This window comes from Streptomyces sp. A5-4 (assembly GCF_051131715.1).
Classification (GTDB): Bacteria; Actinomycetota; Actinomycetes; order Streptomycetales; family Streptomycetaceae; genus Streptomyces.
Window position 1 is genome coordinate 925,237 of the sequence record NZ_CP178591.1, and the last position, 21,501, is coordinate 946,737.

Annotated in this window: 21 protein-coding genes and 2 riboswitches; of the genes, 11 read left to right on the forward strand and 10 right to left on the reverse strand. The window is 70.7% G+C overall.

The genetic code is table 11. The features are described from left to right. Positions 1–32 precede the first annotated feature (32 nt). Entirely contained in the window at positions 33–485 is a 453-nt protein-coding gene (locus ACLLJJ_RS04225) for a Rieske 2Fe-2S domain-containing protein (RefSeq protein ID WP_434587912.1), read from the forward strand. 25 nt (positions 486–510) lie between these two features. Here the strand turns inward: ACLLJJ_RS04225 and ACLLJJ_RS04230 are convergent, their stop codons facing one another. Further along, positions 511–1,161, reverse strand: coding sequence for an isochorismatase family protein (locus ACLLJJ_RS04230; RefSeq protein WP_434587913.1), 651 nt, complete (start codon positions 1,159–1,161; stop codon positions 511–513). Positions 1,162–1,275: 114 nt separating this feature from the next. On the opposite strand from ACLLJJ_RS04230, the gene ACLLJJ_RS04235 reads away from it, so the two are divergent. Further along, positions 1,276–1,743 (forward strand): pyridoxamine 5'-phosphate oxidase family protein, encoded by a 468-nt coding sequence (locus ACLLJJ_RS04235; RefSeq protein ID WP_434587914.1) that lies wholly within the window; start codon positions 1,276–1,278, stop codon positions 1,741–1,743. 69 nt (positions 1,744–1,812) lie between these two features. On the opposite strand, the gene ACLLJJ_RS04240 is transcribed toward ACLLJJ_RS04235, so the two are convergent. Beyond that, a complete protein-coding gene (locus tag ACLLJJ_RS04240; protein WP_434587915.1) occupies positions 1,813–2,718 on the reverse strand; it encodes a LysR family transcriptional regulator in 906 nt (301 codons plus the stop codon). Positions 2,719–2,792: 74 nt separating this feature from the next. Between ACLLJJ_RS04240 and ACLLJJ_RS04245 the strand changes: the two genes are divergently transcribed. Continuing rightward, positions 2,793–3,773 (forward strand): DMT family transporter, encoded by a 981-nt coding sequence (locus tag ACLLJJ_RS04245; RefSeq protein WP_434587916.1) that lies wholly within the window; start codon positions 2,793–2,795, stop codon positions 3,771–3,773. Positions 3,774–3,804: 31 nt separating this feature from the next. On the opposite strand, the gene ACLLJJ_RS04250 is transcribed toward ACLLJJ_RS04245, so the two are convergent. After that, the gene (locus ACLLJJ_RS04250; protein WP_434587917.1) at positions 3,805–5,139 is read right to left on the reverse strand and encodes an aminotransferase class I/II-fold pyridoxal phosphate-dependent enzyme; all 1,335 of its coding nucleotides are present in this window, start codon (positions 5,137–5,139) and stop codon (positions 3,805–3,807) included. 35 nt (positions 5,140–5,174) lie between these two features. Between ACLLJJ_RS04250 and ACLLJJ_RS04255 the strand changes: the two genes are divergently transcribed. Together ACLLJJ_RS04255 and ACLLJJ_RS04260 are read left to right on the forward strand one after the other, a co-directional pair. Continuing rightward, positions 5,175–5,837, forward strand: a complete 663-nt coding sequence (locus ACLLJJ_RS04255; protein ID WP_434587918.1) for a pyridoxamine 5'-phosphate oxidase family protein — start codon at positions 5,175–5,177, stop codon at positions 5,835–5,837. A gap of 9 nt (positions 5,838–5,846) precedes the next feature. Next, complete coding sequence (locus tag ACLLJJ_RS04260; RefSeq protein ID WP_434587919.1) at positions 5,847–6,503, forward strand: FMN-binding negative transcriptional regulator; 657 nt, start codon at positions 5,847–5,849, stop codon at positions 6,501–6,503. 32 nt (positions 6,504–6,535) lie between these two features. Here the strand turns inward: ACLLJJ_RS04260 and ACLLJJ_RS04265 are convergent, their stop codons facing one another. From ACLLJJ_RS04265 to ACLLJJ_RS04275, 3 genes are all read right to left on the reverse strand, one after another. Next, positions 6,536–7,543, reverse strand: coding sequence for a DMT family transporter (locus ACLLJJ_RS04265; protein ID WP_434587920.1), 1,008 nt, complete (start codon positions 7,541–7,543; stop codon positions 6,536–6,538). A 160-nt stretch (positions 7,544–7,703) separates the two neighbouring features. Beyond that, positions 7,704–8,699: an EamA family transporter gene (locus ACLLJJ_RS04270; protein WP_434587921.1), complete on the reverse strand. Its 996-nt coding sequence runs from the start codon at positions 8,697–8,699 to the stop codon at positions 7,704–7,706. Positions 8,700–8,766: 67 nt separating this feature from the next. Beyond that, on the reverse strand, positions 8,767–9,297 hold the full coding sequence (locus tag ACLLJJ_RS04275; protein WP_434587922.1) for a Clp protease N-terminal domain-containing protein: 531 nt from the start codon (positions 9,295–9,297) through the stop codon (positions 8,767–8,769). A gap of 245 nt (positions 9,298–9,542) precedes the next feature. On the opposite strand from ACLLJJ_RS04275, the gene ACLLJJ_RS04280 reads away from it, so the two are divergent. Then, the gene (locus tag ACLLJJ_RS04280) at positions 9,543–9,725 is read left to right on the forward strand and encodes a hypothetical protein (protein ID WP_434600684.1); all 183 of its coding nucleotides are present in this window, start codon (positions 9,543–9,545) and stop codon (positions 9,723–9,725) included. Positions 9,726–9,852: 127 nt separating this feature from the next. Continuing rightward, positions 9,853–10,281 carry a type II toxin-antitoxin system Rv0910 family toxin gene (locus ACLLJJ_RS04285; RefSeq protein WP_434587923.1) on the forward strand — a complete coding sequence of 143 codons (429 nt, stop codon included), beginning with the start codon at positions 9,853–9,855 and terminating at the stop codon, positions 10,279–10,281. 129 nt (positions 10,282–10,410) lie between these two features. On the opposite strand, the gene ACLLJJ_RS04290 is transcribed toward ACLLJJ_RS04285, so the two are convergent. Continuing rightward, entirely contained in the window at positions 10,411–10,986 is a 576-nt protein-coding gene (locus ACLLJJ_RS04290) for a PadR family transcriptional regulator (protein ID WP_434587924.1), read from the reverse strand. A gap of 183 nt (positions 10,987–11,169) precedes the next feature. Between ACLLJJ_RS04290 and ACLLJJ_RS04295 the strand changes: the two genes are divergently transcribed. After that, positions 11,170–11,991: a PhzF family phenazine biosynthesis protein gene (locus ACLLJJ_RS04295; RefSeq protein WP_434587925.1), complete on the forward strand. Its 822-nt coding sequence runs from the start codon at positions 11,170–11,172 to the stop codon at positions 11,989–11,991. A 74-nt stretch (positions 11,992–12,065) separates the two neighbouring features. Here the strand turns inward: ACLLJJ_RS04295 and ACLLJJ_RS04300 are convergent, their stop codons facing one another. Then, positions 12,066–12,866 carry a CPBP family intramembrane glutamic endopeptidase gene (locus tag ACLLJJ_RS04300; RefSeq protein ID WP_434600297.1) on the reverse strand — a complete coding sequence of 267 codons (801 nt, stop codon included), beginning with the start codon at positions 12,864–12,866 and terminating at the stop codon, positions 12,066–12,068. 164 nt (positions 12,867–13,030) lie between these two features. On the opposite strand from ACLLJJ_RS04300, the gene ACLLJJ_RS04305 reads away from it, so the two are divergent. Continuing rightward, complete coding sequence (locus tag ACLLJJ_RS04305) at positions 13,031–14,803, forward strand: substrate-binding domain-containing protein (RefSeq protein ID WP_434587926.1); 1,773 nt, start codon at positions 13,031–13,033, stop codon at positions 14,801–14,803. A gap of 214 nt (positions 14,804–15,017) precedes the next feature. On the opposite strand, the gene ACLLJJ_RS04310 is transcribed toward ACLLJJ_RS04305, so the two are convergent. Further along, a complete protein-coding gene (locus ACLLJJ_RS04310; protein WP_434587927.1) occupies positions 15,018–16,526 on the reverse strand; it encodes a glutamate--cysteine ligase in 1,509 nt (502 codons plus the stop codon). 486 nt (positions 16,527–17,012) lie between these two features. Here ACLLJJ_RS04310 and ACLLJJ_RS04315 point away from each other — a divergent pair, with 486 nt between their 5' ends. Together ACLLJJ_RS04315 and ACLLJJ_RS04320 are read left to right on the forward strand one after the other, a co-directional pair. Next, on the forward strand, positions 17,013–17,600 hold the full coding sequence (locus ACLLJJ_RS04315) for a hypothetical protein (RefSeq protein ID WP_434587928.1): 588 nt from the start codon (positions 17,013–17,015) through the stop codon (positions 17,598–17,600). Positions 17,601–17,895: 295 nt separating this feature from the next. After that, the gene (locus ACLLJJ_RS04320; protein ID WP_283521388.1) at positions 17,896–18,093 is read left to right on the forward strand and encodes a DUF5999 family protein; all 198 of its coding nucleotides are present in this window, start codon (positions 17,896–17,898) and stop codon (positions 18,091–18,093) included. A 99-nt stretch (positions 18,094–18,192) separates the two neighbouring features. Here ACLLJJ_RS04320 and gcvP read toward each other — a convergent pair whose 3' ends face one another. Further along, positions 18,193–21,078, reverse strand: a complete 2,886-nt coding sequence (gcvP, locus tag ACLLJJ_RS04325; protein ID WP_434587929.1) for an aminomethyl-transferring glycine dehydrogenase — start codon at positions 21,076–21,078, stop codon at positions 18,193–18,195. A gap of 65 nt (positions 21,079–21,143) precedes the next feature. Then, positions 21,144–21,289: riboswitch (glycine riboswitch) on the reverse strand. A 1-nt stretch (position 21,290) separates the two neighbouring features. Then, positions 21,291–21,394: riboswitch (glycine riboswitch) on the reverse strand. Positions 21,395–21,501: the final 107 nt, after the last annotated feature.

Here is a 21,501-nt window from a genome sequence, read left to right on the forward strand (position 1 = left end):
CACATAGCCAGCAGTGGAAGGGGAATGCCGACATGACCACATCTCAGGAGTCCGGCCGAATGCTTGGGCGCCGCACGATCGTCACCGCGGTGGGCGCCGTTGGGCTCGCCACCGCACTGACCGCGTGCGGAAACTCGGACAACGCCTCGGACACCGCGGTCGAGAAACCGGTGCCGGGCAAGGACGGCGCCGACGCGGGCGAGGTACTCGCCAAGACCGCCGACATCCCGGAGGGCGGCGGGAAGATCTTCGCGGATCAGGGCGTCGTCGTCACGCAGCCGACAGCGGGCCAGTTCAAGGCCTTCTCGTCCAAGTGCACCCACCAGGGCTGCGCCGTGACGACGATCAAGAACGGTATGATCAACTGCCCGTGTCACGGCAGTCAGTTCGCCGTGGCGGACGGCAGTGTCACCCACGACCCGGCCACCAAGCCGCTGCCCGCCGTGCAGATCAAGGTGGAGGGCGACTCGATCACCCTCGCCTGACGGGCGAGCGGTCCCGAGGGTCCGATCAGGCGCTCGCGCCCCGACGCGGCCCCTTCCAGCAGCCGAGGACCGCGTCCGTCGTGGTGATCGTGGCGACGAGGGCGAGCGTGTTGCGGACCATCGCGGGGGTGTAGTCCGAGGGGACCCCGGCGATGGCGTCCGACGGCACGACGGCCGTGTAGCCGCGGTTGACCGCGTCGAAGACGGCATTGGGAATGGCGATATTGGCCGAGACTCCCGTGACCAGCAGGTTCCGGCAACCGAGGTTGCGCAGCAGGGCGTCGACGTCCGTACCGGCGAGCGGCGAGAGCCCATGGAGCCGGCGTACGACGAAGTCCTCGTCCCAGACCTCGACCGGCTCCGCGACCCGCACCGCCTTGGTACCGGAGAGCTGCTGAACGGGCAGGCGCGCGGCGGCGCGGAAGAGTCGCGCGTTGTGATTGGCCCCACGCCCGTCCGGGCGCCTCTCCGCCACCGCGTGCAGGACCTGCACGCGGGTCTCGTGAGCCCCCGCCACCAGCCGCGCGACGTTCTGGAGCGCGCCCGACGACCTGGCCTCCTTGGCGAGTTCGGGCAGTGCGCTGTCCTGGCCCACGACACCCTGCTGACATTCGACGGTGAGCAACACGGTTGTCGCCGGGTCGAGTTGCTCCACGAGCTGTTCGTAGGACGGCAAGGCTCCCCCTCGGGTCGGACCGGACCGGGCGCGTGAGGCTAACCGCCATTGCGTCGTGAAGGAAGAGACCGCATCCTCCTCCTGACACACAGTCAGCTATGGGAGGGACGACGCATGGTCGCCACACAGCGCCGAGGCCGCCGCATCATGATGACCGAGGCGGAGCGGGACACCTACCTCGCCGATCAGCGCACCTGCCGGGTGGCCACCGTGTCCGCCGACGGACGACCGCACATCGGGGCCCTGTGGTTCGTGTGGGACGGCGGTTCGCTGTGGCTCTACTCCATCACCCGCAGCCGCCGCTGGGCTCAACTGACCCAGGACCCACGGCTCGCCGTGGTCGTCGACGACGGTGTGGAGTACGGCGACCTGCGCGGCGTCGAGCTCTCCGGCGACGCCGTCTTCGTGGGCGAGGCCCCGCGCACCGGCGAGGCCTGCCCGGAACTCGGCGTGCCCGAGGACCTGTTCACCCGGAAGTACTTCGGAATGGAGGTCATGCCGCACGACGGCCGGCACGCCTGGCTGCGGCTGACTCCGGACGCGATCGCCTCGTGGGACTTCCGCAAGCTCGGCGACGCCTGACGGGCGAGCACACAAGCACGCGGACCGACAGTCGGGCGGGCCGGCGAGCGGTGGGCGGGCCGGCGGCGCTCAGTCGGAGAGCGTCGCCGCGGCCTCGGCCAGCGCGTCCACCGCCGCACGGATCGACGGCCGCCGGTCGGCGTCGGCGCGCCAGACGGCGTACACATGCCGGCTCATCGCGTGCCGCACGGGTACGACCCGCACCCCGGGCGGCACCGGGCCACGCCCCAGCCTCGGCGTCACGGACACCCCCAGCCCGAAAGCGATCAGGGCCAGTTGCGTGGCGTGCTCCTCGGCGACGTGCGCGACGCGGGGCTCGACCCCCTTGCCCCGCAGGGTGAACAGCAGCCAGTCGCAGCAGAACTCCCCCTCGGGCCAGGTGATCCACTCGTCGTCCGCGAAGTCTTCGAGGTTCACCTCGGCGCGGTCCGCGAGCGGGTGGTCCGCGGGCATGGCCACGTCGGCGGGGTCGTCGAGGAGGGCCCGCTTGGCCAGGCCGTCGGGCATCGGCAGCGGCTTGTTGTACCAGTCGAGCACGACCGCCAGGTCGAGGTCTCCTCGCACGACACGGCGTACCGCCTCCGCGGGCTCCATCTCCCTCGACCTGACGTCCAGTTGCGGGTGACCGGCACGCAGGGCGGCGAGCGCCGCGGGGAAGAGCCCGCGGGCGGCCGTGGGAAACGCGCCGATCTGGAGCTCACCGACGGCCCGGCCGCGCTGGGCCTCGATGTCCGACTGGGCCAGTTCGACCTGCGAGAGGATGCGTTCGGCATGGTCGGCGAGCAAGCGTCCGGCGTCGGTGAGCCGGACGCCGCGGCCGTTCTTGGCCAGCAGCGGCTGACCGACCTCGCGCTCCAGCTTCGCCAGCTGTTGCGAAACGGCGGACGTCGTCACATGCAGCCCCTCGGCCGCTCCACTGACCGAGCCGTGGCGGGCCAGGGCGTCCAGGGTGCGTAGGCGCTCCAGATTCAACATGTAAGCAATGCTAAGCGATGCCGCCAAAATAATCTTGCTTGTGCTAAGAGATGGCCCACGCGAAGGTTGACCCCATGAGCTCCACGACCTCGCCCAGAACCCAGCCGGACACCTCCGCCTCCGCTCCCACCGCCCCCACCCGGCGTCCGGTGGTGGACTGGCGCATCCGTTTCGGGGTGCTCTCGCTGATCTGGGGCTTCAGCTTCCTGCTGATCAAGGTCGGCACCGAGGCCTACGCACCCTTCCAAGTCACGTTCGGACGGCTGCTGTTCGGTACGGCGATGCTCGCCGTGGCGATGGCCGTGAAGCGAGAGCGGCTGCCACGCTCAGCCCGCACCTGGGCCCATCTCACCGTGGCCGCGTTCTTCCTCAACGCCTTGCCGTTCTCGCTGTTCGCCTACTCCGAGCTGACGATCCCCTCGACCCTGGCGGGCATCTGCAACGCCACATCCCCCCTGTGGGGCATGGCCCTGTCGATGGTCGCGCTGTCCGAGGACCGGCCGACCCGCCGCCGTGTCGCGGGGCTCGGCCTGGGGTTCATCGGCGTGCTGACCGTCCTGGGAGCCTGGCAGGGCTTCTCCGGGCTGGACTTCGGCGGCACGGCGATGGCACTGCTCGCGTCTCTCAGCTATCCGATCGGCTGGATCTACGTCCGCCGCACCCTGGCGGGCAGCAAGGACTCCAACCTCTCGATGACCGGTGCGCAGCTCTTCAGCGCCACGCTTCAACTGGCCCTGGTGACACCGCTTTTCACCACCCTGCCGACCTCGTTCCCCATGGTTCCGCTGCTGGCCGTGGTGGGGCTCGGCGCCCTGGGGACCGGCCTCGCGGTGCTTCTCCAGTACGGCCTGGTCGCCGAGATCGGCCCGACGACCGCACAGATGGTCACCTACTTCATCCCGGTCATCGCCACGGTCGCGGGCGTCGCGGTCCTCGGCGAACACCTGGGGTGGAACACACCCGTCGGGGCCGTCATCGTGCTGGCGGGCGCCGCCCTCACCCAGAGCCGGGGCCGACCGCGCGACCGCGGCCTCCCCGGCGCCCGTCGACCGTAGCGAGCACGTCCGGTCGCGGCCCGCGCGCCCGTCAGTCGTAGCGCCGACCGGGCGGCGCGGGACCGGTCGCCGATGCCACCGCGTCCGCGAGCGGAGCGATGTCCTCCGGGGCCAGGGTCGACACCGTGAGCCGTACGCCGGGGGGCGCGGCCATCCGGAAGCGCGCCCCCGGCGCGACGGCCCAGCCGGCGTGCAGCAGCCGCGCCACCGCGCCGGTCTCGTCCGGCACGGGCACCCACACATTCATTCCGCTGCGCCCGTACGCCTCAATCCCCCGCTCCTCCAGGGCCGCCACCAGGGCGTCGCGCCGCAGCCCGTATGCTCGCGCGACCGCCGCCGCGTCCACCGCCCCGGAGGCCCACAGGTGCACGACGGTCCGCTGCAGCAGCCTGCTGACCCAGCCGGGACCGAGACGTTGGCGGCCCATCACCCGGTCCAGCGTGACCGCGTCTCCGGTGACCATGGCGATCCGCAGATCGGGGCCGTACGCCTTGGCGACGGAGCGTACGAACACCCAGCTGTCCGTCACCCCGGCGAGCGGACTCAGCGGCTCGTCGACGATGCCGTGCCCGTGGTCGTCCTCGACCAGCAGGACCCCGGGGTGCGCGGCCAGCACGGTGCGCAGCTCGGCGGCGCGCGCCGCGCCCACCACGGCGCCGGTCGGATTCTGCGCCCGGTCGGTGACCACGACCGCCCGCGCTCCCGCGCGCAGGGCCCGCTCGACCTCGCCGGGCAGCGGCCCGTCGTCGTCGAGCGCGACAGGGACGGCCCGCAGCCCGAGGGCCGGGATGAGGTCGAGCAGACTGCCCCACCCGGGATCCTCCACGGCGACCGCGTCACCCGGCTTCAGGTGCGCGGCCAGTACGCGCTCGATGGCGTCCAGCGCCCCCGAGGTGACGGCGACGGGACCGTCCGGCACTCCGTCGGCGTCGAACGCGTCCCGGGCGAGCCGGGCGAACTCCAGGTCGACGGGCTCCTGTCCGTACAGGCCGGGCCGACCCTCGTTGTGCCCGGCCGCAGCCGCGAGCGCTTCACGCAGAGGCGGCAGTAGGGCGGGGTCCGGGTTGCCCTTGCCCAGGTCGCGCACCCCCGGCGGGACGTCGACCCGGATGGACTCACGGGCCGTGCTCGCGGGCCGGGGGCGGACCCGGCTGCCCCGGCGGCCCGAGGTCTCGATCACCCCGCGCTCGCGCAGGGTGCGGTACGCGGCCGCGACCGTATTGGGATTCACCCCCAGATCGCCGGCCAACTCCCGCATGGGCGGCAGCGATTGGCCGGGCGAGAGCTCCCCCGAACCCACCGCGCGCTCCACACTCGCGGCAATCTCCGATGCGCGCCGCCCGCTGATCCTATATTCTCCTAGCACAATCAATATTATGTACTAGTGCAATGGAGAACGCAATGCCGGAGACCATCTCCTACCCGCCTACCGGGCGCACCGTACCCACCCGGGCCAAGGAGCGCGCTTCGTACGACCAGGATCTGGTGTACGCGATACTCGACGAGGGTTACGTCTGCCATCTCGGCTTTGTCCGGGACGGCGCACCCGTGGTCCTTCCCACGCTCTACGGCCGGGTCGGTGAGCGCCTCTATGTGCACGGATCCAGCGGCTCGCGCCCGCTTCGCATGGCCGGCCAGGCCGATCCCGGTCTCGCCGTGTGCCTCACCGTGACGCATGTCGACGGCCTGGTGCTGGCCCGCTCCGCCTTCCACCACTCCATCAACTACCGCTCCGTCGTGGTCCACGGCATCGCCCACCAGGTGCGGGACGAGGGGGAGCGGCGAACCGCGCTCGACGCGCTCGTCGACCATGTCGTCCCCGGCCGCTCCTACGACTCGCGGCCCGCCAATGGCAAGGAGCTCGCTGCCACCGCCGTGCTCTCCCTGGACCTGAACGAGGTCTCCGCCAAGGTGCGTACCGGCGGCCCCAACGACGAGCCGGAGGACACGTCGCTCCCGCACTGGACGGGCGTCGTCCCACTGGTCCGCGGTTACGGTGCGCCTATTCCCGCCGCCGATCTCGACCCGGCGGTCCAACTGCCCGACTACCTGACCACCCTGTGAGGAGTTGACGTGCTGATCCACCCGTGGGACACACCGCTCGACGACGACGAGTGGCAGCGGTGGCTCGCCACCCATGACTTCGGACAACTGGCCGTCAACGGACTGCCGGGCGAGGCCCCGTACGTCCAGCCGATGCATTTCGTGTACGACCCGGAGCCGGGCACGCACGGCGAGATCATCGCCCACCTGGCCCGCCCGAACCCGCTGTGGAAGGCCGTCGAGGCCGATCCGCACGTCCTGCTGAGCGTCGTGGACGACTACACCTTCGTCCCCGGCCCCTGGCAGGCACCGGTGGGCACCCCGCCCGAGCACGGGGTGCCCACCAGCTTCTACGCCGCCGTCCAACTGCGCTGCACCGCCCACCTCGTCGACGACCCCGCGCGGAAGGCCGATCTGCTGAACCTCCAGGTCGGCCACTTCCAGCCGGAGGGCGGCTCGGCGCCGGCGACCGTCGGTGCGGCGCCGTACGGCCGGATGCTCTCGGGCATCCGAGGGCTGCGGCTCGAAGTGACCGGGGTGCGGGCCAAGTTCAAGTACGGCAGCCACAAACCGCAGGACGTCCAGGAGCGGACGGCCGCCGGTCTGGCCGAGCGGGCGGGGGCGCACGATTCGGCGGCGTACGCCCATCATCTGCGCCGCCGCACTTCGGGCCCCACGCGCGCGTAGCGCCCGAGAATCCGGCCGCCGGGGGCGGACCGTCAGATCCTGAGGTCGCTTCCGGAGACCCGTACGGGGACCGCGGCCCGACGTGTCGCGGCGGCGGTCCTCGCCTCCGCGACCGCGAGTCCCGCCACCGCCGAGAGCAGCAGCAGCGTTCCCACCGCGGTGGCCCAGGTCAGTCGCTCCCCCAGCAGGACAACCGCGATCACGGCCGCGCTCACCGGTTCGAGGAGCATGATCACCGAGACGGTGGCGGACCGCACGACGGCCGCTCCGGCGAAGTACAGGACGTATGCGAGGGCCGTCGGCACCGCGGCGACGTACGCCATCAGCCAGACCACCCGCGCGAGTTCCGCCCCGTGCGGCAGCAGGCCCTCCGCCGCCGCGAGCGGCAGCAGGGTGAGCGACCCGATCACGAAGGCCCAGGCCGTCGTCACGACCGGATCGGCCCCGCCCCCGTCACGTCCGAGCCGGCGCGTCAGCAACGTGATGGCCGCGTACCCGGCGGCCGACAGCACCGCGAGGGCCACACCAACCGGGCGCACCGTGCCGCCGTCGTTGCCGAGCACCAGCACGGCGAGCCCGACGAGCGCGCCGACGATCGTGATGATCCCGCCGCGCCCCAGTCGCTCCCCCAGGGTCAGCCGGGCACCCAGTGCGATCAGCACGGGGCCCGCGCCCAGGGTGACGACGGTGCCGACCGCCAGACCGGTCGCCTGTACAGCGGCGAAGTAGGCGCTCTGGAACACCGCGAGCCCGAGTCCGGTGACGAGGATGCGCGTCACGCGCCGCCCGCGCGGCTCGGTGTGCGCGGCTGCCCGGCGCACTCGGGAGCGCAGCAGGCAGGCGGGCAGCAGGAACAGGAGGCCCCCGACGCAGCGCCAGAAGGACAGGGCGAGCGGCCCGAGGTCGCTGAGGAGGAAGACCAGGGATGCGGCTGCCCCCGCGGTGCCCCAGGCGACACCGGCGAAGATCAGGTAGAGCAGGCCGCGCCCGGTGGGCAGACCTGCGGGCAGACCGATGGACAGGGAGGAAGAGCTGCGCATGTGACTTCTCCGCGTGAAGACGGGACTGGTGGTCACTCGACTCCGCACGCGGGCAGCGACGAACCGCTCGGGGACTGCCCGAGCCCGGTCTTCGTCAGGGGAGAGCCGCCCGCGTCACACGGCGGGAGGCGGAAGAACAGTCAGCAGCATGATCGACATCCTAGGGCGCGGTGCGTCCGGCGGACAACTCTTGGTCCGCATCGTGGAGACCGGTGTCCGGCGGGCCGCCCGCCACGGGCCCGGTCGGGGCCTTGGGCGTCGAGGACTGGGCGATGAACGCACCGATCAGCACCACGGCTCCGCCGATGATCTGCGGGGCGGACAGGTGCTCCCGCAGCAGCACCCAGGCCAGCACGGTCGCGATGACCGCCTCCAGACACGCGACCACGCCCGCCACCTGCGGCGAGAGCTTGCGCACCGAGAGCACACCGGTGACGTACGCGACGACGGTGGCGAGCAGCACGATCCAGCCGAGCAGCAGCACGGCGGGCACCCGGCTCCCACCCATGTCCGCGCTGCCCGCGAGCAGTGACCAGTCCATGCCCCACGGCCGTGCGACAACGGTCAGCACCGCGGTGCCGATGAGCAGGCCGTACGCGATGACCCCGAGCGGGTCGGCGGCGTCCTCACCGGTGCTGCCCTGGTCGGACAGGACGAAGTAGCCGACCTGGCAGCAGGCCGCACCGAGCGCGAACAGCAGGCCGAGGGCGTCGAAGCTCAGCCCGGCCCAGATCTCCACGACGCAGGCGAGGCCACCCACGGCCAGGACCACGCCGACGGCGGCGGCGCGCGTCACCGGCCTGTGTTGCACGAAGCGGACCCAGCCCAGGACGAGCGCGGGAGCCAGGTACTCGACCAGGAGCGCGACACCGACGGGGATGCGGGAGAGCGAGGCGAAGTAGAAGGCCTGCACACCGGCGACCGCGAGCAGGCCGAAGCCGGCGAGCAGCGCGGGCCGGCGCAGGACCAGCGCCCGGTGGCGCCAGGCCACGGGCAGCATGATCAGGGCGGCGCCCGCCACCCGCAACCACACCACATGCAGCGGGTCGAGCCCCGCTTCGATCAGCGGCTTGGCCGCGACCCCTGAACCACCGAATGCGAACGCCGACACCAGGGCAAGTCCCAGGCCGACGCTCCTCCCCTGAGACGCGTGCATCGGCACATCATGCCAGCTGACGTCAGGAGCGTCACCCCTGTTACACCTGTCACACCTGTCACACCTGTCACACCTGGCGGAAGTCCTCGCGAAGCCGCCCGGCCAGCGCATCGGTGTCCACCCCGGCCCGTACGAGCACCTCGACGGCCCTGCATCCCTGGTCCGCCGCGAGAGCCGCGAGCAGATCGGGCCCGCCGGCCCGCCGGTCACCGCGCGCCGCGGCGCGGGTCAGGGCGAGCCGCATGGCGGCGGCGGCGCCCGGTGACCAGCCCGCCACATCCACCTCCCCCACCACGGGCAGGGCGCCGGAGTCCTCCACTACGCCCTGCCAGCGCAGGCCGTAGCCGATGCTGCGCTGGACGAGATAGCCGAGCACTCTGGCGACCTGCGGCCCGCCGTCGAACACAGCCCTGACAGCCGGATCGGACTCGATCACCGAGTGCAGCAGATGGGCGGTGTCGATCTGCCGGTCGCCGTCCCTCAGGGCTCGCCTGCGCGCGCCCGCCACCACCGAGGCGAGCTCTGCGGTGAGCTCGGCTTCGATGTCCGGGCGGTAGGGAGCGGGCTGCTGGGGCACCCGGGGAGTACGACTCTGCACTTCTCCACCCCATCAGTGGAGGGCGACGGGAACATCCCCGCCGGGAAGCATTCGCCCCTCCCACCGGAGTTGGGCACACCTGCCCGGACTCTCCTCCTTACGGATGAGAGCAGGGACTTTCCCCCCAGGGGCGCGCGCCGCCCCGCCCCGCGCCCCGTGCGCAACCGCGGCCCTCCCGAAGCTCGTCCCACGGACACGAACGCCACGCGGGCCACCGGAAAGCCGGGAGAGGAGCGAGAACACCCATGTCCATGCGCTGGATGGTCGCCCTCCTCGCCCTGGACGGGCGCCAGTACGTCTACCGGGTGTACGCGCCCTACGACGCACTGCTCGCGGACGTCTTCTGGGCGGCCTTCCACTGCCACGACGAGGGGCCGCACCCGCGGGCGTCCGACGCCTTCGACTTGGCCGAGATCTGGCAGTTCTGACGCGACTCCCCCGGCAACGGCGCTTCGGGCGCTCCGGACAGCAATTTCTGACTGTTCATCAGTATTGAATGTTCCGCCCCGCGCAGCTACGTTCCGCGACACAGAGCCGACGAGAAGGGGTGGTCGCATGGCGGAAGCCAGCGCGGAGGCACGCATCGAGGCACCGGCCGAGAAGATCTGGGCGCAGCTGACGGACTTCACGTCCTGGGACCAGTGGAACGCGACTCACACCAACTTCCCCAAGGGCGGCCCCGCGACGCTTGAGGTATCGGCGACGTACGCGGAGAACCTGAAGCTCATGGGCTTCCCCGCCGAGGTGACCTGGAAGGTCGAGGAACTGGAGCCGGACCGCCTGCTGGTGACCACGGGAAAGGGGCCCATGGGCGTCAACCTCGCCATGCGCTACTCGCTCGCGCCCGAGGGCGAGGCCACTCTCGTCCGCATCGAGGGCGAGTTCACCGGCGCCGCGGTCTCAATGATGGCGGGCAAGCTCAAGGACTCGGCGGGCGCGGCACTGAGCGAGTCGCTGCGCAAGCTCGACGGCCTCGTCACCTGACGACGCGGCGCCGCCATCAGCCGACGCCCCCATCACCCGGCAGCCTCGCCACCCACCCGACAACCCGGCGAAACGACGGCGGCGCCCCGCGGATGACCGCGGGGCGCCGCCGTGCTCGATCGGGACGTGTCAGTCCTGGTCGGCGAGGATCAGGTAGAGCTTCTTGCGGGACTCGTTGATGACGGCCAGAGCCTTCTGCCGCTGATCGGCGGAGCCGGTCTTCCAAACCTGGCTGAACGCCTCCATCAGACCGAAGCCGGCCTGCCGGATCTCGTTCATCGTCTCCCAGTCGACGCCGCGTCCCGCTTCCTCCCACGGGGCCTGCGGCCCCGCTTCGGCCTCGGTGCGACCGGCGTCGGTGAGCGTGAACAGCTTCTTGCCGCCCTCGCTCTCGCTGGTGATCAGACCTTCGTCCTCAAGCAGCTGGAGAGTCGGATAGACCGAGCCGGGGCTGGGCCGCCAGGCTCCGCCGCTGCGCTCGCCGATCTCCTGAATCATCTCGTAGCCGTGCATCGGCCGGTCCACCAGCAGCGCCAGGATCGACGCGCGGACGTCGCCGCGCCGCGCCCTGCCGCGGGGTCCGCCCCGGCCGCCCCACGGCCCACCGAAAGGCGGTCCGAAGGGACCGAACGCCGCACGACGGCCCTCGGAGTCACCCCGACCGTGATGGCCGGGTCCCCATTCCCCATGTCCATGTGAACGCATCACTACGCTCCTTCCATCATTGATCTGTCGCGATGCGTCAACGATATATCGGAACAGGTCGCTCGGCAAGCACCGAACACACACCGGGCGCACATCGGGCACGCGCCGGCCCGGCAGCAAAAGGGGCCAGTCCCCAGAAATTGGCCGTGGCCTGCGGCTTTGCCCGCCCCTACGTTCGGTGTCATGCGGATTCGAATCGTCGACGCCTTCACCAACCGCGCCTTCACCGGCAATCCGGCCGGAGTCCTGCTGCTGGACACCGACTCCTTCCCCGACGACGACTGGCTCCAGCGGGTCGCCGCCGAGGTGAACCTCTCCGAGACCGCGTACGCCCACCCGCTCCCGGCGGGCGGCGAGGCCGACTGGGCGCTGCGCTGGTTCACCCCGGCCGCTGAGGTGGCCATGTGCGGCCACGCCACCCTGGCCACCGCACACGTCCTGCACACCATGGGCGTCTCGACCGGCACCGTGCGCTTCTCGGCACGCTGTGGCGTCCTCACCGCGACCGCGCACCCGGACGGATCGCTCACGCTCGACTTCCCGACCGCGCCGCTCACCGAGGTCCCGGTCCCCGACGGTGTCGGTGAGGCGCTGGGCGGGCGGGTCCTCTCGGCCCACGACACAGGTCCGCACATCGGGGATCTACTGGTGGAACTGGCCGACGAGAAGGCCGTACGGGCCCTCGCACCCGACTTCGCCGCGCTCGTGGCGCACTCCCGGCGCGGGATCATCGCCACGGCCGCCGCCGAGGACGCCTCGCGCGGCTACGACTTCGTCTCGCGCGGCTTCTTCCCCCAGGTCGGCATCAACGAGGACCCCGTGACCGGCAGCGCGCACACCGCCCTCGCGCCGTTCTGGTCGGCCCGGCTGGGCCGCGCCGAACTGACGGGCCTGCAGGCCTCGGCCCGCTCCGGTCTCGTACGTACCTCGCTGTGCGGCGACCGCACCCTGCTGACCGGGCGGGCCGTCACCGTCATCGACGGCGAGCTGCTCAGCTCCCCCTGAGGACCGGCCCGAGTCGGCGGAGGAACACGGGAAGGGGGCGTACGGACACATCCGTACGCCCCCTTCCCGCGCGCTCAAGCCGTCGGCAGCCACCCCACGTTGCCGGCCAGCAGCGCGTATCCGACGAACGCCCCGATGTCGAGCAGCGCATGGGCCACGACGAGCGGCCCGATCCGCCCCCACCGCCGGTACAGCAGCACGAAGACGGCGCCCATCACCATGTTGCCGATGAAGCCGCCGATCCCCTGGTAGAGGTGGTACGAGCCGCGCAGCACCGAACTCGCCACCAGCGCGGCCATCGGCGTCCACCCCAACTGCCCGAGTCTGCGCAGCAGATACCCGACGACGATGACTTCCTCCAGGACGGAGTTCTGCACCGCGGAGAGAATCAGTACGGGGAACTTCCACCAGACCTCGGGCAACGATTCCGGCACCACGGTGAGATTGAATCCCGCCTCGATGGCGACCAGGTAGAAGGCGAGTCCGGCGCTGCCGATGCCCGCGGCGACCAATGTTCCCCGCCCCAGGTCCGGCCATGGCTTCGTCCGGTCGAAACCGATCGCGCGCAGCCCCGTCCCTTCCCGCGTCAGCAGGTACGCCACCAGCGCCACAGGCACCAGCGACGAGGTGATGCCGAACAGCTGCCAGGCCAGATCCAGCCACGGCCGCCCCGGCGCCTGCGACCCGTTCAGGTTCGCCGCCTGATCCTTGAGACCGCCGGGTTTCGTCAGCGCTCCGATGAATCTGATCAGGGAGGACACTCCGCTCGCACCGAGCGAGATCGCGAGCACGATCAGGACTTCGGTCCGGAAAATCCGTCGTGTCACCCCGTGTCCGGGATGAGAATCGGCCACCTGCCCCGCCTCCGCCTGCACACCTGCCTCCACTTCATCAATCCCGCCTCATCCCCAACTCCACCCCGCTAGGGTCTCGAATGCAGGTGCGAAGATCGCACGCGACAGGCCGGGGGACGAGCGCCATTGCGGCGGCGGAGTCCCCCTTTTTCCTTGTTCACGATTCAAGGAGGGGCTCTACCGCCATGGGACGTCACAGCTTGCCCGACGAGGGCACGAGGGACGACGCCAGGTCCCGCTCACCGGTACGCCGTCGTACCGTCGCCATCGCCACCCTGCTCGTCCTGGGTGTGGCCGGGGGCGCCGCGGTCGCGGTGGAGGGGGGATTTCTGTCCTTCGCCGGATCGTGCGCCGACTCCGCCGTCCAGCTGAAGGTGGTCGCGTCCCCCGACGTCGCCCCCGCCGTCCGCGAGGTCGCCGCTCTGGCTCGCGAACAGCAAATCACCTCCGACGGGCAGTGCCTCGACGTGGACGTCGTGGCCCGTGACGCGTACAAGGTCGCCGACACCCTCAGCACGGGCAAGGCCGAGCCCGACTACCAGATCTGGATCCCCGACTCCGACCTGTGGGTCCAGCGGGCCCAGAGTTCCGGCGACGGCGTCCGGCTCACCCCGGTCGGCAATATCGCCACCTCCCCGGTCGCCCTGGCCACGGTGCCCGCCGCCGCCAAGTCGCTCGGCTGGCCCGAGAAGACGTACACCTGGGCCCAGCTCTCCGAGGCCGCGACCGAGAAGGGCACGCTGCGCCTCGGCGCCGCGGACCCCGCCCGCAGCGCCACCGGCCTGCTCGGGCTCACCGGCATCGCCCGGTCCACGCACAGCGAGGGCCCCGACGCCGACACCAAGGTCGCCGCCGTCGCGAAGCTGCTCTCACAACGTATGTCGGACAGCGACCAGCAGGTGACACAGACCCTCGCCCAGGACGAATCCGGCACGGAGAAGGGCAACCCCCGCCGCAATCAGGCCGTGCTCCTCTCCGAGCAGGCAGCCTTCGCCCACAACAGCGAGGACGGCACACCGGGGCTCGAACTCTTCTACCCGAAGGACGGCGCCACTCAGCTCGACTACCCGTACGCCCTGGTCGACGAGGGCAGGCTGTCGACCGACGAGAGCCGCGCGGCCCTGCGCTTCATGACGCTGCTCGACGAGCGGGAGAGCCGCCGCATCCTGGCGGAGCGCGGCTTCCGTACGCCGGACGAACCCGCCTCCCCCGCCGTCGTACGGACGGCGGGCGGCCGCGCGCCCCAGCCCTTCACCTCGGCCCTCGGAAAGGCGCCCTCCCAGAAGGACATCCAGGAAACGCTCGGCATGTGGACCATCACCGTGCAGAGCGCCCGGCTGACGACGGTCGTCGACGCCTCGGGCTCGATGGCCACCCTGGTGCCGGGCCGCGGCGATCAGACCCGGATGGATGTCACCAAGGCGTCACTGAGCCAGGCCCTCGCGCAGTTCACCCCGGACGACGAGGTCGGCCTGTGGGACTTCGCGACGAACCTCGACGGTCCGCGCGACTACCGCAGGAAGGTGGCGACCACCCGGCTCGGCGACCCCGCGCCCGGCGGCCGCACCCACCGCGAAAAGCTCTCCGCTGCCTTCTCCGCCCTCGCCCCGGTGCCCGGTGGGGCGACCGGGCTGTACGACACCACACTGGCGGCCTACAAGGACGCGCGGGCCGACTACGCGAGCGGCAGGTTCAACGCCGTCGTCATCCTCACCGACGGCTCGAACCAGGACACCGACGGCATCTCCCGCAGCGGCCTGATCGCCGAACTGAAGCAGCTCGTGGACCCCGAGCGACCGGTCCCGCTGATCGGCATCGCGGTCGGCCCGGACGCCGACAGCGAGGAGGTCGAGCAGATCGCCTCGGTCACCGGCGGCGGCGGGTACCAGGTGACCGACCCGGCCGACATCCACGCCGTCATCCTCAAGGCGATCATGGAGGCGGGCCAGGGCGCCTGACATCCACGACCGGCACCTGAGCACCACCGCCGGCGCCCACACCCGAGCAGCGGCGATCCGATCGCACCAGCCAACTGAACATCGGGCACACCCCAGCCACCTGCCGCCGACCATCACACCGGCACCAGGCGCGTCCGGCCACCACACCGGCCCCGGCGCCCGCACCGGCCACCCGCCGACACGGCCCGCCCGCACCGCAGCCCGCCGGGACACCTCACTTCGGCGCCGGGAAGCCCACCTCCCAGGTGTGCACCGGCTCACCCTCGTGCATCAGCTCGCTGTAGCGGCGCGTGGTCGCGGACAGCGCGGCCTCGCGCTCCAGCCCGGCGTCCAGGGCGCGGTGGAAGGTGTCCACCTGCCAGGAGGCCCCGTTGACGCGCAGCTTGCAGCGCTGCTCGATGACACCCAGGTAGAAGTCGCGGTCCGCGGGCTCGACGCCCCAGGCGTCGAGCCCGGCCGCGGCCAGCGGCAGCAGCTCGTCGAGCACGAGCGAGACACCCGACACCCTCCTCGTGCCGGCCGCGCGGCCGGGCTTCGGCCAGGTCAGCTCGGCGTCGATGCCCTGGCGGCACGCGACGTCGAAGTTCTCGGCCGCCGCGTCGAAGGGCAGCCTCTTCCACACGGGACGCGTGTCCTCGGCCAGCGCCCGGACCAGCCCGTAGTAGAAGGCGGCGTTGGCGATCACGTCCGTCACCGTGGGGCCGGCCGGCAGCACCCTGTTCTCCACCCGCAGATGCGGCACCCCGTCTGCCAGCCCGTAGACGGGCCGGTTCCAGCGGTACACCGTCCCGTTGTGCAGCACCAGTTCCTGGAGCCGGGGCACCCCGCCATCGGCGAGCACGAGCAGCGGGTCCTCCTCGTCGCAGATCGGCAGGAGGGCGGGGAAGTAGCGCAGGTTCTCCTCGAAGAGTTCGTACGCCGAGTCGATCCACTTCTCGCCGAACCACGTTCTGGGCCGCACGCCCTGGGCCTGCAGCTCGGGCGGCCGGGTATCGGTGGCCTGCAGGAACAGCGGCGGCCTGGACTCGCGCCACAGCTCACGGCCGAAGAGGAACGGCGAGTTGGCACCCACGACGATCTGTACGGCGGCCACTGCCTGCGCGGCGTTCCACACCTCCGCGAAGCGGGCCGGCGTGACCTGGAGATGCAACTGCACGGACGTGCAGGCCGCCTCGGGCGTAATGGACGCGGAGGTACAGGTGAGGCGCTCCACCCCCTCGATGTCCAGCTCGAAGTCCTCCCCGCGCGCCGCGACGATCTGGTCGTTGAGCATGACGTACCGGTCCACGTCGGAGAGATTCGCCGAAACCAGATCCGCACGCCCGAGCGTCGGCAGAATTCCGATCATCACGATCCCCGCGTCGACCTCCACCGCTTTTCGGTGGGCATACGCGAGACCGGTACGCAGTTCTTCCGAGAGCTGATCGAATACCCGGCCCTCCAGCCGGTGCGGAACAATATTCACTTCCAGATTGAACATTCCGAGCTCGGTCTGGAAATCATGGCTGGAGATCCGCTCCAGGACCTCCGCGTTCATCATCCTCGGCATGCCGTCGGCCCCGGCGAGATTGAGCTCGATCTCGACACCCATGAGGTTCTTCGGGCGGTCGAACCGCTTCTCGGCCAACAGCTGATCGAGCCCTTGGAGGCACAGCTGGAGTTTGCGCCGGTACTTCTGCCGATCGGACAGATCGAACCCGCCGGCCACCACCTTCTCCCCCATCGAATCATCCTTCCTCGGGTGGGCGTCCCGCAGCACGGGGCGCTCGCGTCACGATCGATGATGCCCAGAGAGTCTGATCAATAACGCCCCGCGGCCGGCCGCGCGGCGAGTACCCTCGACGCAGGCTCCCAGTGGCACATTCGCTAGGCATGCGGCAGAAAGCAGTTCCGGGCCCGTGACTGCTGGTGAAAAAAGCCGACGATTTTCGGCCTACCGCTCTTGCGGGATAATTCGAGGCCACAGCCCTGCGCTCCCGAAGAAACGGGAGATTCTCCGCAGAAGAAGAGCCGAATACAGCCTTGCCCGTAATACCCGGGGCGGCTAGCAGAAACACCACGTGAACACGTGTCGTATAAACTCCGCAAACGAGGCAGAGAGTTGGCGTCCGGCCACCATCCACGACCCCCTCTGGCCCCGCACGCAGACAGCGCCGTCCGCACTGCCCACGCATCACCGTGTCTCCCAAGTGAGAGGCGACCCACCATCATGCCGCTGCTTGTCCCCCCGGCTCCCGCGCCGGCTCTGCGCAGTGTCCTCGCGGCTCTCGGTTCCCCCACCGCAGTACGCGAGGCCCGTACCCCGGCCCTCCGTTCCGCCCAGGGTCCGCTGAGCCCCGAACTCGCCCTGCCCCTGCACGTATTGGACCGCATGGTCCCGACCGGCCGGCCGCCGCGCACGCGGCTCACGGGCTGGCGATTCCTCATCCGCAGCGGCGACCGCACGGTGGCCGCCGCCGACACCATGCTCACCCCCGACGGCTGGGCCTTCTCGCACTTCTGCGAGGGCCCCTACATCGCGTCCAGCGAGCGAGCCCTGCGCCAGGCCGAGACCATGAACGGCCGCTACCAGCCAAGGCTCCTGTCCGTGCCCGAGCTCTACATGCTCAATCTGTGGCTGCATGGTGAGCCGGAGGCGGACGCCTCCGACGACATGCCTCTCCCGACCGATGTGCTGGTGCCCCTCGCGCCGGCCCCGCCCGGCATCGCGTCGCACCATCCGCACCCGGTCGCCGACCTGCTGACCGTACTGACCAACCGGCTGAACCCCGCGCCCCTCCTCGGCCAGCCCGCCTGACCGCGGCGCCGGACCTCTTCGTGCCCCGTGACCGGTACTGGTCACGGGGCACAGTCCTGCCCCGAAAGGAGTAGCCCGTACCGGCCCCCCCGAACCACCCAAAGAGACACCCCAGTTGAGCTGAACCGTCCGCACGAGTGATGCGTCATCAATCAGTAACGAGAGCTGCCGTGAAATCCCTGCGGAAAGACGTCCGTAGGGCAACACTGGGAACGGACCGATTGATACGGGGGCGGTTATGAACACCGCATCGAACCACAGGACACTCACTACAACGCAGCGAAAGAACCCTTCCATGTGTCAGCACCAGCCAGCCTGCCCATCAGCCGAATCCGCCGATCGGGAGGCCGCCCATCTCACGGCGCACCACCCTGAGCAGGGCTGGAGCCTGCTGTGCAACGGAGTCCTCCTGTTCGAGGACACCGGTGAGCTGCTGCCGGACGGGCAGATCATCGCTCCGCACCGCCCGCTGGACGTGGTGACCGCCGCGTAGCACCGGGCAGTACAACGAGGGGCCGGCCCGGAGAATCCTCCGAACCGGCCCCGACGCGTGTCCGCGCCCGTCCTCTGCGGCCCAGTGGCCGCGAGCACGTCAGTTGTCGTACTCGTCCAGCGGCGGGCACGAGCAGACAAGGTTGCGGTCGCCGTACGCACCGTCGATACGACGCACCGGCGGCCAGTACTTGTCCGCGGCCGAGACTCCGGCCGGGAAGACCGCCTCTTCACGGCTGTACGCGTGCTCCCACTCCCCGCCCAGCGCGGCCGCGGTGTGCGGCGCGTTGCACAGCGGGTTGTCGTCCGCGGGCCACTCGCCCGAAGCGACCTTCTCGATCTCGCCACGGATCGCGATCAGCGCATCGCAGAACCGGTCAATCTCCGACAGGTCCTCGCTCTCGGTGGGCTCGATCATCAGCGTGCCGGCCACCGGGAACGACATCGTCGGCGCGTGGAAGCCATAGTCGATGAGGCGCTTGGCGATGTCGTCGACGCTCACGCCCGTCGACTTCGACAGCGGCCGCAGATCGACGATGCACTCGTGCGCCACCAGCCCGTTTGGGCCGGCGTAGAGGACCGGGAAGTGCGGCTCCAGCCGCTTGGCGATGTAGTTCGCCGCGAGCACGGCGACCTGCGTCGCGCGCTTGAGGCCCTCGCCGCCCATGAGGCGTACGTACGCCCAGGAGATCGGCAGGATGCCGGCCGAGCCCCACGGAGCGGCCGAGATCGGGCCGACGCCCGTCCGCGGTCCGGCCGTCGGCTGGAGCGGGTGGTTCGGCAGGTACGGCGCGAGGTGCGCCCGCACGCCGACCGGACCGACACCGGGGCCGCCGCCGCCGTGCGGGATGCAGAAGGTCTTGTGCAGGTTCAGATGGGAGACGTCCGAGCCGAACTTGCCCGGCTTGGCGAGGCCCACCAGTGCGTTGAGGTTCGCGCCGTCCACATACACCTGGCCGCCCGCGTCGTGCACGGCCGCGCAGATGTCGCTGATGTGCTCCTCGAACACACCGTGCGTGGACGGGTAGGTGACCATGAGCACCGCGAGCTCATTGCCGTGCTGCTCGATCTTCGTGTGCAGGTCCTCGACGTCGACGTCGCCGTCGTCGCGCGTCTTGACGACGACGACCTTCATCCCGGCCATCACCGCGCTCGCCGCGTTGGTGCCGTGCGCGGACGACGGGATGAGACACACCGTGCGCTGCGTGTCCCCGTTGGCCCGGTGGTAGGCGCGTACGGCGAGCAGGCCGGCGAGCTCACCCTGCGATCCGGCGTTGGGCTGGATGGACACCGCGTCGTACCCGGTGACCTCGGCGAGACGTTCCTCCAGCTCACGGATGAGCGTCAGGTAGCCCTGTGCCTGCTCGACCGGTGCGAAGGGGTGGATCTGCCCGAACTCGGGCCAGGTGACCGGCTCCATCTCCGTGGTCGCGTTCAGCTTCATGGTGCAGGAGCCGAGCGGGATCATGCCGCGGTCGAGCGCGTAGTCCCGGTCGGCGAGCTTGCGCAGGTAGCGCAGCATCGCGGTCTCGGAGCGGTGCTGGTGGAAGACCGGGTGGGCCAGGTAGTCGTCGGTGCGCAGCAGCTCCGCGGGCAGCGTCTCGGCCGTCGACACGTCCAGCGCCTCCAGGTCGCCCTCGACACCGAAGGCCGACCAGACCGCGGCGATCTCGGCGCGGGCCGTCGTCTCGTCGCAGGCGATGGAGAGGGTGTCGGCGTCGACCAGGCGCAGGTTGACCCCGCCCTCACGCGCCGCGGCGAGGATCTCGGCGGCCTTGCCGGGGACGCGCGCGGTGAGAGTGTCGAAGTACGAGCCGTGCACGATCTCCACGCCGCCCGTCCGCAGGCCCTCGGCGAGCAGCACGGCGTACCGGTGCGTGCGGCCGGCGATGGAGCGCAGCCCGTCCGGGCCGTGGTAGACGGCGTACATCCCGGCCATCACCGCGAGCAGCACCTGCGCGGTGCAGATGTTGCTGGTGGCCTTCTCCCGGCGGATGTGCTGCTCACGCGTCTGCAGCGCCAGCCGGTAGGCCTTGTTGCCGTCGGCGTCGACGGACACACCGACGAGCCGGCCGGGCAGGCTGCGGGCGAACTTCTCGCGTACGGCCATGAAGCCGGCGTGCGGGCCGCCGAAGCCCATCGGTACACCGAAGCGCTGGGTGGTGCCCACCGCGATGTCCGCGCCCAGCTCGCCGGGCGAGGTGAGGAGCGTTAGGGCCAGCAGGTCGGCGGCGACGGTGACGATCGCACCGAGCTCGTGCGCCTGCTCGACGACGGGCTTGATGTCGCGTACGACGCCGGAGGCGCCCGGGTACTGCAGCAGCACACCGAAGACGCCGCGCTCGGCGACCTCGGCCGGGATCCCGTCGCGCAGATCGGCGACGACGACCTCGACACCGGTCGGCTCGGCGCGGGTCTGGATCACCGCGACGGTCTGCGGGAAGGCGTCCGAGTCGATCAGGTAGACGCCCTTCTTGACCTTGCCGACCCGGCGGGAGAGTGCCATCGCCTCGGCGGCGGCGGTGCCCTCGTCGAGCAGCGAGGCGCCGGAGGTGGGCAGCCCGGTCAGCTCGGCAACCATCGTCTGGAAGTTGAGCAGCGCCTCCAGCCGGCCCTGCGAGATCTCCGGCTGATAGGGCGTGTACGCCGTGTACCAGGAGGGGCTCTCCAGCACGTTGCGCAGGATCACCGGCGGGGTGAAGGTGCCGTAGTAGCCGAGCCCGATCATCGGGGCGAGCACCTGGTTGCGGTCCGCGAGCGTGCGCAGCTCGGCCTGTACCTCGGCCTCGGTGCGCGCGTCCGGCAGGGCCAGCGCCTCGGTGCTCTTGATGACATCCGGCACCGCGGCCGCGGTCAGCTCGTCGAGGGAGCCGTAGCCGACCTGGGCGAGCATCTTGGCCTGCGCTGCGGCATCGGGGCCGATGTGGCGCTGCTCGAAGGGGATGCCACGCTCGAGCTGTGAGAGCGGAATGCGGTTAGCGGTCATCTGCGGAAGGCCTCCTGGTCTGACGCGACCTGCGAGGGGCACCATTGCGGGTACCCCGGACGGCCTCCCCCTCTGTCATCTCAACCTGAGAGCTTCACCGGGGCGCGAAAAACACGCTCCGACTTTCACCGTCGGTGAGGGAAGGCTCCGTCCGGGCGGTGCTCTGTGCAGAGACATGCCCGTGCGACTCCCACCCTGCTTTCCAGAGTGACCTCGTCCATGCGGTACGGGGGCCTGAGAGATTCCGGGGAGGATTTGCTCCTTCGGCGCCTCCGGCACGTTCACGTTCGCCGGAGGACTCTCCCGCACGGGGTCAGCAGCCGTCAGCCAGCCTACCAGCGAGCCCCGTCGCCCATCCCTCAAGTGGCCGTAGTCCCCAATGTGCACTTTCGTAGTGTTTACGGAGCAGTTGCGATCAGTTGG